This is a genomic window from uncultured Draconibacterium sp., from assembly GCF_913060805.1.
Taxonomy (GTDB): domain Bacteria; phylum Bacteroidota; class Bacteroidia; order Bacteroidales; family Prolixibacteraceae; genus Draconibacterium.
On sequence record NZ_CAJXTC010000013.1, the window covers coordinates 101,229 to 116,686 of the forward strand.

17 protein-coding genes are annotated in these 15,458 nt (G+C 41.7%); 15 read left to right on the plus strand and 2 right to left on the minus strand.

Annotation, left to right across the window (positions count from 1 at the left end; genetic code table 11):
* Positions 1-3 precede the first annotated feature (3 nt).
* Positions 4-1,314 (plus strand): MATE family efflux transporter, encoded by a 1,311-nt coding sequence (locus QZ576_RS10100; RefSeq protein WP_297096687.1) that lies wholly within the window; start codon positions 4-6, stop codon positions 1,312-1,314.
* Positions 1,315-1,393: 79 nt separating this feature from the next.
* Here QZ576_RS10100 and QZ576_RS10105 read toward each other — a convergent pair whose 3' ends face one another.
* Positions 1,394-2,152 (minus strand): GDSL-type esterase/lipase family protein, encoded by a 759-nt coding sequence (locus tag QZ576_RS10105; RefSeq protein ID WP_297096689.1) that lies wholly within the window; start codon positions 2,150-2,152, stop codon positions 1,394-1,396.
* Between the two features lie 185 nt (positions 2,153-2,337).
* Here QZ576_RS10105 and QZ576_RS10110 point away from each other — a divergent pair, with 185 nt between their 5' ends.
* From QZ576_RS10110 to QZ576_RS10175, 14 genes are all read left to right on the plus strand, one after another.
* Positions 2,338-2,775 (plus strand): PaaI family thioesterase, encoded by a 438-nt coding sequence (locus tag QZ576_RS10110; RefSeq protein WP_297096691.1) that lies wholly within the window; start codon positions 2,338-2,340, stop codon positions 2,773-2,775.
* Positions 2,765-3,889 (plus strand): chorismate-binding protein, encoded by a 1,125-nt coding sequence (locus QZ576_RS10115; RefSeq protein WP_297096693.1) that lies wholly within the window; start codon positions 2,765-2,767, stop codon positions 3,887-3,889. The genes QZ576_RS10110 and QZ576_RS10115 overlap by 11 nt, the downstream gene beginning before the upstream one ends.
* Complete coding sequence (gene menD / locus QZ576_RS10120; protein WP_297096695.1) at positions 3,876-5,558, plus strand: 2-succinyl-5-enolpyruvyl-6-hydroxy-3-cyclohexene-1-carboxylic-acid synthase; 1,683 nt, start codon at positions 3,876-3,878, stop codon at positions 5,556-5,558. The genes QZ576_RS10115 and menD overlap by 14 nt, the downstream gene beginning before the upstream one ends.
* 179 nt (positions 5,559-5,737) lie before the next feature.
* Positions 5,738-6,562, plus strand: a complete 825-nt coding sequence (gene menB / locus QZ576_RS10125; RefSeq protein ID WP_297096696.1) for a 1,4-dihydroxy-2-naphthoyl-CoA synthase — start codon at positions 5,738-5,740, stop codon at positions 6,560-6,562.
* 76 nt (positions 6,563-6,638) lie between these two features.
* The gene (locus QZ576_RS10130) at positions 6,639-7,544 is read left to right on the plus strand and encodes a 1,4-dihydroxy-2-naphthoate polyprenyltransferase (RefSeq protein ID WP_297096698.1); all 906 of its coding nucleotides are present in this window, start codon (positions 6,639-6,641) and stop codon (positions 7,542-7,544) included.
* Positions 7,541-8,569 (plus strand): o-succinylbenzoate synthase, encoded by a 1,029-nt coding sequence (menC, locus tag QZ576_RS10135; protein WP_297096700.1) that lies wholly within the window; start codon positions 7,541-7,543, stop codon positions 8,567-8,569. Before QZ576_RS10130 ends, menC begins: the two co-directional genes overlap by 4 nt.
* Positions 8,569-9,618, plus strand: coding sequence for an AMP-binding protein (locus QZ576_RS10140; RefSeq protein ID WP_297096701.1), 1,050 nt, complete (start codon positions 8,569-8,571; stop codon positions 9,616-9,618). Before menC ends, QZ576_RS10140 begins: the two co-directional genes overlap by 1 nt.
* A gap of 120 nt (positions 9,619-9,738) precedes the next feature.
* A complete protein-coding gene (locus tag QZ576_RS10145) occupies positions 9,739-10,236 on the plus strand; it encodes a sigma-70 family RNA polymerase sigma factor (RefSeq protein WP_297096703.1) in 498 nt (165 codons plus the stop codon).
* Positions 10,226-10,819 (plus strand): hypothetical protein, encoded by a 594-nt coding sequence (locus QZ576_RS10150; protein ID WP_297096705.1) that lies wholly within the window; start codon positions 10,226-10,228, stop codon positions 10,817-10,819. Before QZ576_RS10145 ends, QZ576_RS10150 begins: the two co-directional genes overlap by 11 nt.
* Positions 10,820-10,915: 96 nt before the next feature.
* Entirely contained in the window at positions 10,916-11,473 is a 558-nt protein-coding gene (locus QZ576_RS10155) for a hypothetical protein (RefSeq protein ID WP_297096707.1), read from the plus strand.
* A gap of 126 nt (positions 11,474-11,599) precedes the next feature.
* Positions 11,600-12,409 (plus strand): ZIP family metal transporter, encoded by an 810-nt coding sequence (locus tag QZ576_RS10160; RefSeq protein WP_297096709.1) that lies wholly within the window; start codon positions 11,600-11,602, stop codon positions 12,407-12,409.
* A 49-nt stretch (positions 12,410-12,458) separates the two neighbouring features.
* A complete protein-coding gene (locus QZ576_RS10165) occupies positions 12,459-12,824 on the plus strand; it encodes a DUF2200 domain-containing protein (RefSeq protein ID WP_297096711.1) in 366 nt (121 codons plus the stop codon).
* Positions 12,825-12,856: 32 nt separating this feature from the next.
* The gene (locus QZ576_RS10170) at positions 12,857-13,393 is read left to right on the plus strand and encodes a DUF2284 domain-containing protein (RefSeq protein ID WP_297096713.1); all 537 of its coding nucleotides are present in this window, start codon (positions 12,857-12,859) and stop codon (positions 13,391-13,393) included.
* 80 nt (positions 13,394-13,473) lie between these two features.
* Positions 13,474-14,685 carry a cation:proton antiporter gene (locus QZ576_RS10175; protein ID WP_297096715.1) on the plus strand — a complete coding sequence of 404 codons (1,212 nt, stop codon included), beginning with the start codon at positions 13,474-13,476 and terminating at the stop codon, positions 14,683-14,685.
* 89 nt (positions 14,686-14,774) lie between these two features.
* On the opposite strand, the gene QZ576_RS10180 is transcribed toward QZ576_RS10175, so the two are convergent.
* A complete protein-coding gene (locus tag QZ576_RS10180) occupies positions 14,775-15,407 on the minus strand; it encodes a histidine phosphatase family protein (protein ID WP_297096717.1) in 633 nt (210 codons plus the stop codon).
* Positions 15,408-15,458 lie beyond the last annotated feature (51 nt).

A 15,458-nucleotide genomic window follows, 5' to 3' on the forward strand; every position in this document is an offset into this window, starting at 1 on the left:
CGCATGAATAAAAGCATATTAAAACTCGCCATACCCAATATTATCAGCAACATAACTGTTCCGTTGCTGGGACTCATCGATTTGGCTTTAATGGGGCATCTTGGTTCTGAAGTTTACATTGGTGCTATTTCGTTGGGTAGCGTGATTTTTAATATCATTTACTGGGGATTTGGCTTTTTACGAATGAGTACTTCCGGTTTTACAGCGCAGGCTTTTGGCGAAAAAAAACCGGCAGAAGCAATTACCATTTTGGTTCGCGCCCTGATACTAACTTTTATTATTAGCGTATTTATCCTTTTACTACAGTCCCCTATTGCATGGGGAAGTTTTAAGGTTATTGGCGGAAGCCCCGAAGTTGAAAAACTTGCTGAAGCTTATTTCCGAATCCGTGTTTGGGCAGCACCTGCCGCCTTAAGCCTTTTTGTATTTAGTGGTTGGTTTTTGGGAATGCAAAATGCGCGTTACCCGATGATTATTGCCATTCTGGTAAATATTGTAAATATCGTGCTGAGTGCATTTTTTGTTTTTGGCTTGGATATGAAATCAGATGGAGTGGCTTTAGGAACGGCCATTTCTCAATATGTTGGTTTGGTCACTGCCGTAATTTTGTTGATGAAAAAATACCGGGGCATGTTACCTAAAGTCACCAAAGCCGGTATCATCGACCTTAAATTTCTATCGAGTTTCTTCAAGGTAAATTCCGATATTTTCATCCGCACATTTTGTATTATCGTTGTATTTACCTTTTTCACCTCGAAATCGGCCAGCATTAACGACACTGTACTTGCCGTTAATTCAATCCTCCTGCAATTTTTAATGTTCTTCTCCTTTTTTATTGATGGTTTTGCTTTTGCCGGCGAAGCGCTGGTAGGAAAATTTATAGGTGCCAAACAAATTGAAAACTTAAAGAAAGTTGTAAAACTTTTGCTGTGTTGGGGATTGGGACTGGCACTTACTTTTACCCTACTCTATTTAACGGGCACTAATTTCATTTTAAAACTGCTCACCTCCCAGCAAGATGTAATTCAAACAGCTCAGCAGTTTCTAATTTGGGTGGTATTAATACCGATTGCCAGTGTTGGTTCGTTTATCTGGGACGGAATTTATATCGGAGCAACAGCATCGCGGGCAATGCGAAATAGCTTGTTGGTTTCAACCTTTCTGATTTTTGCACCTGTCTATTATTTCTTAAACCCAATTTGGAATAATCATGCGCTTTGGATGGGAATGTTGCTTTTTATGTTTTCGAGGGGAGTTATTTTATCGCTTATGTACAAAAAAAGGATTTTGAAACCAATTTCCGGGAAAGTCTAACTCTGATTACATAAAAATTTCCAATACCCAATTTAGAATAATCAAGTACCCAAAATTGGATATTGGAAATTTAACTTATTTATTCACCAACAGCTTTCAGCCAGGCCGCGGCCATTAATTCGGCACCGGCCATTGATGGATGCACTCCGTCGGGTGTCCAGTAAGTTCCCGGCGCGTGTTTAATGGCCTCATCAAATACTTTCTGAAATGGCACCCAAATGGTTCCAAACTCGTCTGAGATCTTTTTCGCAGCCACCTGGTATTGTTGCATCGGCTCAATCCATGTTTCGTCAACCGCACTTGTTTTTAACACATAAAATGGTTCGCACAAAACCAATTTTACGCCGGGAAAAGCTTCCTGTGTACGTTTCAACAAAGCACGGTAATCATTCTCATAAATCTCAATCGTGCCATCATAATTACCATCACGTGTGTGCCAGTAATCGTTCACACCAATTAAAATACTCAGCACATCCGGTTTCAATTCCAGGCAATCTTTATCCCAACGATCGGCCAGTTGGAACACCTTATTTCCACTGATTCCACGATTATAAATGGTAAGCTGCTCCTCAGGATACGTATTTAATAGTTGAGAAGCGGCCAACAGCGCATAACCATTTCCGAACGACCATGCCCGGTTTGGCGATTCATTTTGTCTGTCGCGCCCGGCATCGGTTATCGAATCGCCCTGAAACAAAACCGTGTTGCCTTTCGCAAAAATTGATTCCTTCTTTTTTTCCGGTTCAGCAACACAGGCAGAAACGATACTTGAAATACTTGCAGCAGCCACTGCTCCCGCGGTTGATTTGTATAAAAAATTTCTTCTGGAAATACTCATTTGGATCTATTTAAGTTGATTTAGAAAAACAAATGTAAAAAATTTATGGCAGCTGTTTAACATTATATCTGAGCTAAATTCGTCCTTAATCTCGTCGATCTCGAAAACCAATAAAAAATTACAAAAGCCATTTTGGCAATATTCGAAAACTATCCGTTATTTTAGTCTCGTTTTAGGATAGCACTATGGATTTTACACAATTATCATTCGATACGCCGGTTGAGTTGATCAACCAGGCCATAAAAGACACACTTGTTGGGAGCCTCGGAATTGAGATCACAAAGATTGAGGAAGGAAGAGTTGAGGGAATGTTGGATCTCTCTGCAAAAAATTCGCGCCCGGGAGGCATTTTACACGGCGGAGCCAACCTTGCAATGGGCGAAACACTGGCCGGATTAGGTAGCATGTTATTGGTTAACATGAACGATTATGAAGTGCTCGGAATTATGGTAAACGGCAACCACACAGGCGTGTTAAAAAAAGGCAAGGCGTTGGCGGTTGCAAAAATCGTTCATCGGGGCAAACAAACGCATGTATGGAATGTTGATATTTGCAATGAAGAAGGGAGATTGATTTCATCCGTACGTGTTACCAATATGATTACTGAAAAGAATGACCGATAACGAAAGATTAATACATCTGATCGACGAACTCGTTACGCTTAACTGCTCTTTTGCCCTCTGGTCGGTGCCCGGCGACAAAACGCTTGAGCTTCTGATTTCATGTCAGGAAGCTTTGATTTATCCGAACGAGGTAAGCCGCTTAAACGGGCAGGAAGGATTTGTTTTTGCGCCTTATCACATCAGCGAAGAAACGCCGCTGATTCTCTTAAAACCTGATATTTACAAAACGGGTATTGAGGAAATCCTTAAGCTGAATATGGATGATGTAAAAGTTTGCCAAAAAGAACAGGCTAACTACACATCGCACTATGTGATTGAGAAAGACGAGTATTTATCAGATATTGAGCAGACTGTTAACACCATAAAAAATACAAAACTGGCAAAAGCCATTGTTTCGCGAATTATTCCGGCAGAACGAAAAAATGAATCATTGGGGAAATTGTACACCCAACTATTCGAACAAACGCCTAACGCTTTTGTGTATATGGTAAATCTGCCAAAAGCCGGTTTGTGGATGGGTGCCACTCCGGAGATTCTATTAAAATCGGAAGGCAAAACGATGGAAACCGTTTCATTGGCAGGAACACAACCCCGTGTTTCAGGAACGGAATACGGTTGGAGCACCAAAGACATTGAAGAACAAGCCTTTGTTTCGCGCTACCTGGTAGATTTGCTGTATCGATTTGATATTCACCGCTACACCACACGCGGCCCCGAAACACTGGAAAGCGGAAAAGTAGCACACCTGTTCACCAGTTTTCTGTTTGCCAAAAAGAAATTGGACGACTGTCTTGGTGATTTTATTGCCGAGTTGCATCCAACGCCGGCAGTTTGTGGTTTCCCAAAATCAAAAGCCGATAAATTCATCAGTACCATCGAAAAACACGACAGGCGGTACTATAGCGGATTTCTTGGTCCGTGGCAGCTAAAAGATTCAGTAAGATTATTTGTAAATTTGCGCTGCATGGAAATAATTCCGGAAAAATACATGCTTTATGCAGGTGGCGGAATTACTTCGCGGTCGGTTCCCGAAGAAGAATGGGAAGAGACCAACAACAAAGCAAAAACCTTGTTATCGGCAATAGAAGCTATACGACAGAATGATCTCGACTAAAAAACACGTTCAACAACTGGCAGCACTTCTTTATCAGAAGGGAATCAACGACGTGATTATTTCTCCCGGATCGCGAAACGGTCCAATGATAAATACTTTTATGGGAAGTGGTCTATTTAATTGCCGTAATGTTGTTGACGAACGAAGTGCAGCTTACTTTGCGATGGGTTTAGCACAAGCGCTGCAAAAACCGGTTGCCATTGTTTGCAGCTCGGGAACGGCGACATTGAATTATGCACCTGCAATTGCCGAAGCTTTTTATTTAAATATTCCGCTGATCGTAATCACTGCCGATCGTCCGGAATACTGGATCGACCAGCTCGAAAACCAGTGCATCAACCAAAAAGGGATTTATTCGAACTTTGTAAAAAAAGAATACAACCTTCCATTGGAAGAATCGGAAACCGAGCTATGGCAAGCGGCACGCGAAATAAACGAGTGCCTGAATGCAGCCGTTTCGGGGAAACCTGCGCCGGTGCATATCAATGTTCCGCTGGAGGAACCGTTGCATGATTTGCTGAATGAAGAATTACCGATAATAAAAGCGATCGATACTAATGAATCAGTTTTAGACATTGATAAAGCAAGTCTGAATAAGTTTGCTGCTGAGTTAAATGCATCAAAGAAAGTACTGATTTTAGCCGGGCAACAAAATCCTGATCCGGAATTGGAAAAACTTTTGGCAGCGTTTATTGAAAAAACCGGTGCCGTTGTTTTAAAAGAACATCTGGCAAACCTGAATAATGACAGTTTTTGTGGAAGTATCGATACGATGATGGCGGCTATTTTAGAAGATGTTCCGGCTGATTTTCAACCGGAGATTCTAATCACCTTTGGCGGGCATTTTGTTTCAAAAGCATTGAAACAATTTTTGCGTAAAAACAAAGCTACACAACACTGGCACCTTTCGCCGGCCAACGATCATTACGATACTTACCAATCGCTAACCGAAATTGTGCAAACCGATGCTAAAACCTTTTTCACACAATTGTTTCCTGAAGTGAGTGAGAAAAACCCGGAATATCTGCAACGATGGAAAAACAAAGAAAACAGAGTCAATCAACTTCGGGATAAATATATTTCAGATAGTCGGTTTTCTGATCTGAAAGTCATTGCTGAAGTTGGGGAATCAATTCCTGAAAATTCGGTTGTTCACCTGGGGAACAGTTCTCCTGTTCGTTATGCATTAATTGCTGACGGGGCAAAAAATACCACTTTTTTAAGCAATCGTGGTACCAGCGGAATCGACGGGCCAATGTCAACCGCAGTGGGTTATGCGTCTGCATCTGAAAAAATTAATACTGTTTTAATCGGCGACTTGTCGTTCTTTTACGATTCGAATGCGCTTTGGAACAATTATCTTGGAGAAAATCTACGGATTATCGTAATCAATAACGGCGGCGGAAATATTTTCAGTCTGATAAAGGGACCGGGTGAATCGCCTGCTTTTAACCAGCATTTTTATGCCGAAAATAAATTCAAAGCCCAAGGCATTGCTCAAACTTTTGGGCTGGATTACTTAAGTGCTGATAATGAAACAGAATTAAAAAATTCACTTGCTGAGTTATATTCCCCAACAAGAAAAAAACCAACAATCCTGGAAGTTTTCACCGATGCAGAAGTGAACACAAAAACATTCCGGGGCCTTTTTAAGTTTGTAAAACAATGAAGTTATTTAATGTTAATATGGAATTTCGAGAGTGACATATTGATTCACAGTGGCAAAGCTCCATTTTTCTTGCATAGCCATAGCTACGGAAGAAAAATTAGCTGAAGTCCAATGGGATCAAGATGTTGCTCGCAGTTTGCAGATTTAACGTTAAACAACTTCAACAAAAACAACATATAATGAGTACAAAAAGACAATGGGAAACCATTAAAGAATACGAGGATATCTTTTTCGATTATTACGATGGAATTGGCAAGATCACCATTAACCGCGAGCAGGTGCGAAATGCATTTCGCCCAACTACGGTAAATAATATTAGCGATGCTTTGCACATTTGTCGCGAGGACCAGCGCATAAATGTAATTGTGCTTACGGGCGCCGGCGACAAAGCTTTTTGCTCGGGTGGCGACCAGAATGTTAAAGGCACAGGTGGTTATATCGACGAAAATGGTATTCCTCGACTGAACATTCTTGAGGTACAGAAACAAATTCGCAGTATGCCAAAACCGGTAATTGCCATGGTGAACGGTTATGCCATTGGTGGTGGTCATGTGCTACATGTAGTTTGCGATATTAGTATAGCCAGCGAAAATGCCATTTTTGGCCAGACCGGGCCTAAGGTTGGTAGCTTCGATGCAGGATTAGGATCATCGTACCTCGCCAGTGTTGTGGGACAGAAAAAAGCCCGTGAAATATGGTTTATGTGCCGTCAGTATTCAGCTGCCGAAGCACTTGAAATGGGACTGGTAAACAAAGTTGTTCCTTTCGATGAGCTGGAAGATGAAGTTGTTGCCTGGGCACAAAAAATGCAGGAACACAGTCCGCTGGCACTACGCATGCTAAAACTGGGATTAAACGCGGAACTCGACGGACAGATCGGAATCCAGGAGTTTGCCGGAAATGCGACCTTACTATATTACCTTACCGAGGAAGCACAAGAAGGAAAACATGCCTTTCTTGAAAAACGCAAACCGGACTTTAAGAAGTACCCAAAATTTCCGTAATAAAGTTGCGAGACACGAGTTACGAGTATCTAGCATCCAGTATCAATTATCTAGAATCTAGTATCCAGAATCAAGTATGGCAACAGCAAAAAGTTGGGTAAAAGCATCACGGTTACGCACCCTGCCACTGGCATTGTCGGGCATTCTTATGGGCTCGGCACTGGCAGCATTTTGGCATGGGTTTAACTGGATAGTTTTTACACTTGCAATGCTCACGGCAACATTAATACAAGTGTTCTCGAACTTTGCCAACGATTATGGCGATTTCCAGAAAGGTACCGACAATCATCAGCGTTTGGGGCCAACACGAACGATGCAAGGCGGAGAGATTACCATCAAAGAAATGAAAACCGGAATGTTTGTAGTTACCGGACTAAGCTTTCTGTTGGGAATTATTTTGGTTTTTGTTGGAACATGGCACCACAGTCCAACTGCATTTTTTGTGTTTATCGGGCTGGGAATACTGGCACTTTTAGCCGCCTATTTCTACACGGCAGGCAAACGATCGTACGGCTACATTGGTCTGGGCGACTTGTTTGTATTTCTGTTTTTTGGATTGCTGCCCGTGATCGGTGTTTTTTATCTGCACAACAATGTAATCGAAACCGCTGTTTGGCTGCCGGCCATTAGCATGGGGTTATTCAGCACAGGCGTTTTAAACCTGAACAATACACGCGACATTGAAAACGATAAACAATCAGGGAAAATTACGATTGCAGTAAAACTGGGGCCGCTCAAAAGTCGAATTTACCACACCTCCATTATTTTAATGGGATGGCTGGCATTGATCGTTTTTACTGCTCAGCAGCAAAAAACAGCCTGGCAGTGGTTATTTCTTTTGGTATTACCGATTTCAATAATCGACCTTGTAAAAATATTCAGAATTAAAGACAGTCGCCAACTTGACCCATTTTTAAAACGACTGGCACTGCAAACTTTGGCGTTAACTTTACTTTTTTCGCTCGGATTGATATTATCATGATAAAAGCGCGCTACAAAAAATATGAGCTGCATTTTAAACAACCGGCCGGTACATCGCGCGGAGTGTTAAAAACGCGCACGGTTTGGTATCTGTTTTTAGAAGAGAATGGTGTAACAGGACTTGGAGAATGTGCACCACTTCCCGGATTGAGCATGGAGACGCCAGAACAAGTTGAAGAGCAGTTGGAAATAATATGTAACGATCCTGAGCCTTATATCAATAATATTGGCTTACTACAAGATCTGCCGTCTTTGAAATTTGCCTTGGAATCTGCTCTGCTCGATTTAAAAAATGGCGGAAAAAGAGACCCATTTCCATCAGCTTTTACTAGTGGGAAAGCAGGTATTCCAATAAATGGATTGATCTGGATGAACGAGATCGACAACATGCAGCGCCAGATTGAAGAAAAATTGGCAGCCGGTTTTCGATGTATAAAATTAAAGATCGGGGCGAAAGATTTTGAGCAGGAGCTGGAACTTCTAAAAGCTATTCGCGAACGTTACTCAAGCGATGAAATTATTCTTCGGGTGGATGCCAACGGTGCTTTTGACACCAATTGGGCTCCTGCCAAACTGAAGAGACTTGCAGAATTACAACTTCATTCCATTGAACAACCGATACAGGCAGGACAATGGAATGAAATGGCTGAATTGTGTAAAACCACTCCCCTGCCCATTGCTCTTGATGAAGAGTTAATCGGAGTCAATAAGAGAGAAGAAAAAATACAACTACTCGAAACGATTCAACCACAGTACCTGGTTTTAAAGCCAAGTTTGCACGGTGGCATTTCGGGTTGCGACGAATGGATTGAATTGGCTAAAGAACGTTATATTGGTTGGTGGATTACTTCTTACCTCGAGTCGAATATCGGTTTAAATGCCATTGCGCAGTGGGCTTTTACAAAGAACACATCAATGCACCAGGGACTAGGAACCGGTCAGTTATTTACCAACAACGTTTCTTCACCGCTTGAAATTCGTGGCGAAAAACTGTGGTTCAACACCGCTAAATCATTTGAAATGTAATGGAACTGTTTCCGTCACATATTACCATAAACGGGCAATCGGAAAGCGTAAAAGAGTTACTTCAACAAAAATCCGACACCCAGTGGAAACAAAGCTGGTTGGATTTTTTGGAGGAATGGTACAATGCTAATGATTACATCGAAGTTCAAACATCAGGCAGTACCGGAACGCCCAAAACCATAAAACTCACAAAAGATTTTGTAGCGGTCAGTGCATTGCGCACTATTCGCTTTTTTGATTTACAAAAAGGTGACCGCATTATGCATTGTTTGCCCAGTAGATACATCGCCGGCAAACTGATGACCGTGCGCGCACTTATCGGCAAACTCGATATGCACCTGGTCGATCCGGCATCAGACTTTACAAACTTGCAAACTGATAAACCCATAAAGTTTGCTGCGATGGTAATTAACCAGGTAACAAAATACCTGGCTCTGCCGGAGCAAAACATCGAAAACCTGTTGATCGGAGGCTCAGCAGTACCTAAACCTTTGGAAGAGCAGCTACAGCAAATTCCAACACAGTGCTATTCGAGTTACGCCATGACAGAAACTGCAACTCACATTGCTCTGCGAAAATTAAATGGCAACAACAAAACCGACTACTACCAATGTCTTGATGGTATTTCTGTTGAACTGGATGAACGTGATTGCATTCGCATTTTGATGCCGGGACTTGAAAACGGAGCCATTCAAACCAACGATTTGGGAGAGTTAGAAGATAGTCATCATTTTAAAGTACTGGGCCGCGTTGATAACGTCATCATTTCCGGAGGCATCAAATTTCTACCGGAGCAAATTGAAGAGAAACTGGCAAAGAATATGCCCCTTCCCTATGCAATAGGATCAGTACCGGACAAGAATCTTGGCGAAAAAATAATTTTGCTGGTTGAAGGTCTGGCTGATAATGACGTTAAAACCATCATTCAAAGCCACTGCGACACACTTCTTTCAAAATACGAACAGCCAAAAGACATCCATTTTATCGAAAAACTTCCACGTACCGAAAATGGGAAGATCGATAGAAAACGCTTAAATAGCACTAAATAAACCCCTTAGTCTTATTTTCAAACATGGACAAAAACAAAACATAATTTTTTTTACTTTTTTTTCGCAATCATTGTAACAAATTCAAATTTTTAGGTTCAAAGGGGAAATTACTTGAACGGAATGAGTAGCAGAGCGCACAAAATACAATTTGAAGAGCTATATCAACAATACCATCCGATGGTGCTGCAGATGTGCCGTGGTTATATGAAAGGGCACGAGGAGTTGGCAAAAGACCTGGCGCAGGAAGTATTTATAAACGTATGGAATGCCCTGCCCGGTTTTAAAGGCAACTCTTCGCACAAAACCTGGATCTACCGAATTACTGTAAACTCTTGTCTGAATTACCTGCGAAACAAAAAAGAGCAGGCGAATATCCCCATCGAAACGATAGAACAAAATCACACCGACGACTCGCAGCCACTTGAATCGGAAATTGCAAAATTGTACGCTGCAATTGGGCTTTTACCCGAAATTGACAGGCTGATTATTATGATGGTGCTCAACGAGATCGATTACGACGAAATTGCACAGGTAATGGGAGTTAGCTCCGGAAATTTACGCGTGCGAATTCACAGAATTAAAAAGAACCTGAAAAATCATTTGAACAATGCAAACTGAATTTAACGACATAAAACAATTGTGGGAGAAGGACAAAACGTCTGTGCAAAACAGTCTTGATTCATCAACCATTATAAAACTTGCTGAACAAAAAAAACGAAGTACCACACGAACACAACTGGCCAACGTTAGCATTTTGGTTGTGGTCGTTCTCGCACTGCTGGCGTACTTCCTTTTGGTAGCGAAATTTCAATTCACGTTGAGCCATATTGGAGAAGTGCTGATGTGTGGAAGTATCCTACTCCGCATAGCGATAGAACTGGCCAGCATGTTTTATGCAAAACGAATTGATTTAAGCGAAGCCGCATTAAAAAACAACGACTCAATTCTCCGCTATTACAGTTTCCGTAAGAAGATTCACGGCACAGTAACCATTACCATTATCATCTTTTACAGCGTCGGATTTTATATGCTCACACCCGAATTCAGTCACTGGTTTCCTTTGTGGTTACTTATTCTTATCGACCTATCGTATATTCTGGCGGCGCTTATTTTCAGCTATTTTATCCGCTCTGCAATTCGTCGCGAAATGACAGCTCTGAACGAAATCAAAAGATTGAGGGAAGACCTGCTGGAGCAATAGGTCAATCAACATAGAAATTAGCTGATCACCTCGTTGAAAAACGTCGGTTCAGCAATTCGTATGCAATTTTCACTACTAATTTCATAAACAAAACACATGATGACAAAGACACAACTCGACGCGCTACGAGCCGATGTAGGCGCAAAAGCAAAAAACGGAATCGATTTTATTTTGGCAGCAACAATTATCTGGTGCATGATTGCCGTTATTTGGACACTCCCCTTTTCGGCATACGATCGAAGCGTTTTTACATTTATTGCCGGAAGTTTCCTGCTTCCATTTGCTTTTGGCCTATCCAAATTGCTAAAAACAAGCTGGAAAATCCCGGATAATCCATTGCAACCACTGGGTTTGTGGTTGAATTTTGCCCAGTTATTTTATTTCCCGTTTCTGATATTTGTACTACTAAAACACCCCGATTATTTTCTGATGACCTACGCCATAATCACCAGCGCGCATTTTTTCCCATATGCATGGTACTACAACAACAAAACTTACGCGATAATGGCAGGAATTATTTCTGTCGGTAGTTTGTTGTTGGCATTGCGATTGGCAACCTCGGATTTCTATCTAGCAGGATTTTTCATGGCTTTCTGCCTCCTTATTCTTGCAATTTGGAATTTCGTTATATACCGCCGCCAAAATAATGGGTAGAAGGATCAAACCTCATCATTAAAAATAGCCAAATTCATTGATTATTGCGCGATCGGCTAAAAACGCTAAACAATATTTTTATTAGCTTTGTTTTACCCTATTCGATAAAATTGAAACAAAAATCAAATGAATAAATTATTAGAATATAGTCCGGTACTTTTGGCTCTGGGTGCTACACTTTTCACCTGGTTGTTAACCGCAGCCGGAGCCTCCATGGTGTTTTTCTTTAAATCGATTAACAAAAAAATATTGAATTCGATGCTCGGTTTTGCAGCAGGCGTAATGATTGCTGCCAGTTTCTGGTCGCTGTTAAAGCCGGCCATCGAAATGGCAGAAGCACAAGGAGACCTACCATGGAAGCCAGCAGTTATTGGTTTTTTAGCGGGAGGTGCATTCCTGTTGATCATCGACAAAATTCTGCCACACCTTCACCTTGGTTTATCAATCGATAAAGCTGAAGGTATTCCGACAACCTGGCAGCGAAGCATACTTTTGGTGCTGGCCATAACCTTGCACAATATTCCGGAAGGACTAGCTGTGGGCGTTGCTTTTGGCGCACTGGCCAATAACCCCGACATGGGGATTCTTACCGGAGCCATAGCTTTAGCCATGGGAATCGGACTGCAAAACTTCCCCGAGGGAGCTGCGGTTTCTATTCCGTTGCGCCGCGAAGGTCTCTCACGATGGAAGGCTTTTAACTACGGACAACTTTCAGGAATTGTTGAGCCGATGGCCGGAGTACTGGGAGCTTACCTGGTTTTAACCATCGAACCGCTACTTCCTTATGCGCTTTCGTTTGCAGCCGGTGCGATGATCTTTGTAGTGGTTGAAGAGCTGATTCCCGAATCGCAACGAGGCAACGAAACCGATTTGTCGACCATTGGAGCCATGGTAGGATTTGCCACCATGATGTTGTTGGATGTTGCACTCGGTTAGATTGATCATTTTTATTCGAATCCAAAAATTAGATGAAAATATTAAACAGATGAAAACTACACCGGAGCATAACAAACGAATAGCAGAAATGACATTTGCAGCAGTTTATCCTCACTACGTAACAAAAGTGGAGAAAAAAGGAAGAACGAAAGAAGAGCTGCTTCAGGTAATAGAATGGCTGACCGGTTTTAGTGAAACGGACCTTCAGAAAATGATCGATGAGAAGGTGACATTTAAAACGTTCTTCGAGAAAGCGAATTTAAATCCAAATGCCGAACTAATTAAGGGAGTAATTTGCGGATATAGGATTGAAGAAATTGATAACGTGCTGACCAAACAAGTAAGGTATTTAGATAAACTTATTGACGAGTTGGCAAAAGGAAGAAAGATGGAGAAGATATTGCGGGAGAAGTAAATTAGTCCTTCACGAATATCAAACCAACAAAAATGACTTACAAAAACCAAATAGAAGAGCTACTCAAAGAACAGGAACTTACCGATTTTAAATGGATCGATCCGAAAGAAATTGTTGTTGCGCAGTGGGTACGCGTAAAGTGTTATTTTGGCTGTAGCGATTATGGTCTTGGTTCGTGCCCGCCCAATACGCCTTCGGTTGACGAGTGTGAACGTTTTTTTAAAGAATACAAAAGTGCACTGGTTATTAAACTGAATAAATTTGCCGATAAAGACGCCTATCCATCCGACTGGTCGCGGGAAATGACCACCAAACTTTTGGGCGTTGAACGCGCTGTTTTTCTATTGGGCCATCCAAAAGCTTTTCTGCTAAACCAAACCTGTTGCACGCTATGCAACGACTGCTCGGGCAACCGCCTCGACTGCCACGACAAAAGAAACGCGCGGCCCAGCCCAGAAAGTTTTGCGGTAGATGTGTACCAAACCGTACAAAAAGTGGGAATGGAAATTAATGTGGTGGCCAACAATCCTGGCGACATGAACCGGATTGCCATACTTCTAATTGAATAAACCGCATATCCGAAAACCATCTGCGAGCTGAATGGTTATGTTATAATGGCCCGTAAAAAGACCGCTAAAAACAACTTTTTATGAACGTAATTTTAAGTATTGGGCTCTTAATTTTCACCGGATATTTATTGGGCGAACTCGCCGAAAAAATAAAACTCCCCAAAATATCGGGGTACATCCTTGCAGGAATTCTTCTCAATCCCGATCTGTCGGGAATAATGTCGAATGAATTTGTTGGGCACACCGATCCACTGCTATCGGTTTCTTTATCGTTTATCACCTTTTCAATTGGCGGATCGTTATCGGCGAAAAAACTTCGTGCCACCGGAAAAACTATATTCTTTCTTACCTTATTCGAGTCGCTGTTTGCTTTTTTAATGGTGTTCCTGTTCATGTTTTTCAGCCTTCGTTTTTTTCTGCCAACTTTCCAATCTACGAGCGTAGCACTGGCCGTTAGTTTGGTTTTGGCGTCGTTGGCTGCCCCAACCGATCCGTCGGCAACGCTGGCCGTAATTCACGAATACAAAGCCAAAGGAGAGGTAAGCTCAACTATGCTCGAAATTGCCGCTTTCGACGATATTGTGGGAATTGTAATTTACACACTCGTTACCGCTTTTGCCGCCTTCTTTTTGGGTAGCACCGATATCAATATTGGCAAAACCATATTGGATTTGGGAATTGATGTTGGCGGAGCTATTCTTATCGGCGCCGCTGCTGGTTTCGTATTTCAACTCATCACCAAAATTTTTAGCAAACAGGAAGAAGGAACCCTAATCGTGTTAACATTTGGAGCCATATTAATGAGCTACGGAATTTCGGAATATTTTGGCTTCGAATCACTGCTTTCCACCATTGCGTTGGGAGCTGTTGTTGCCAATTTTAATCCGCTCTCGGAAAAAATATTTAAACTCATCGAACGCTACACCGACGAATTGATCTTTGTGATCTTTTTTACGCTTTCGGGGCTGCATTTGCAATTATCATCAATTACCGGCAGTTATTTGCTCATCGTTATTTACATCATCGCACGGATGATCGGGAAATTTACAGGCATCTACAGTGGTTCACTACTTTTCAGCACCAGCCCGAAAGTGAAAAAATACACAGCAGGCGGATTAATTCCACAGGGAGGAATTGTAATTGGATTGGCGTTGTTGCTCACCAAAGATCCAGTTTTTAATGAAACCGGTTCGATGATAATTGGTGTAGTAATCGGTGCAGCACTAATTCATGAAATTATCGGCCCGATTTCATCACGTTTATCGTTGAAAAAAGCTGGTGAGGTTGAATAATTTGCGAAATCAGCGACATCTGCGAGAACTTTTATTGCTCGCTGATTACGCAGATGTTCGCAGACAAGATTTATGATTTCCAGGAGTAATTATAGTTCAGTCAGTACATTCAACGAAACCAAATGCTCAATTACGCCCCATTCTTTTAAAAACCAATTGTCCTCGTCGATGTAAAACGAGCTGATGGAAGAATTATTTATGGAGAATGAACGTGGCTCATTCAGGCTTAAATTAAAGGTTCGATACATCATCATTTCCAACACCAAACCATGCGAAACAATCAGTACTTTATGATCCTTATACTTACGGGCAATAGCTTCAATTTCCGAGGTTACGCGATCATACATTTGCTCAATGCTTTCGCCACCGGGAACCACAAATTCGGGATTCCGCTCTTTATAACACCGATATTCTTCGGGGTACATTTCTTCAATTTCAGCAAAGTCCTTTCCCTCGAAAATACCAAAAGAACGCTCGCGTAAATTCAGGTTATATTTATGCGGTAACGAAAGTTGTTTATTGATGATTTTTGCAGTTTCCACAGCGCGTTCAAGATCACTGCTAACAAGCACATCAAACTCACGTTTAGCCAGTGCTTCTGCCACAAGTTCGGCCTGCGTAATCCCGTTTTCAGAAAGCTTACTGTTACGCTGCCCTTGTATGCGTTTCTGCACATTCCACATCGTTTCTCCGTGTCGTATAATTGTAATTTCTGTAGCCATTTCTTATTCAAATTTGTGCGAAAAATTATTATTCAATTATCAATTCCTTTA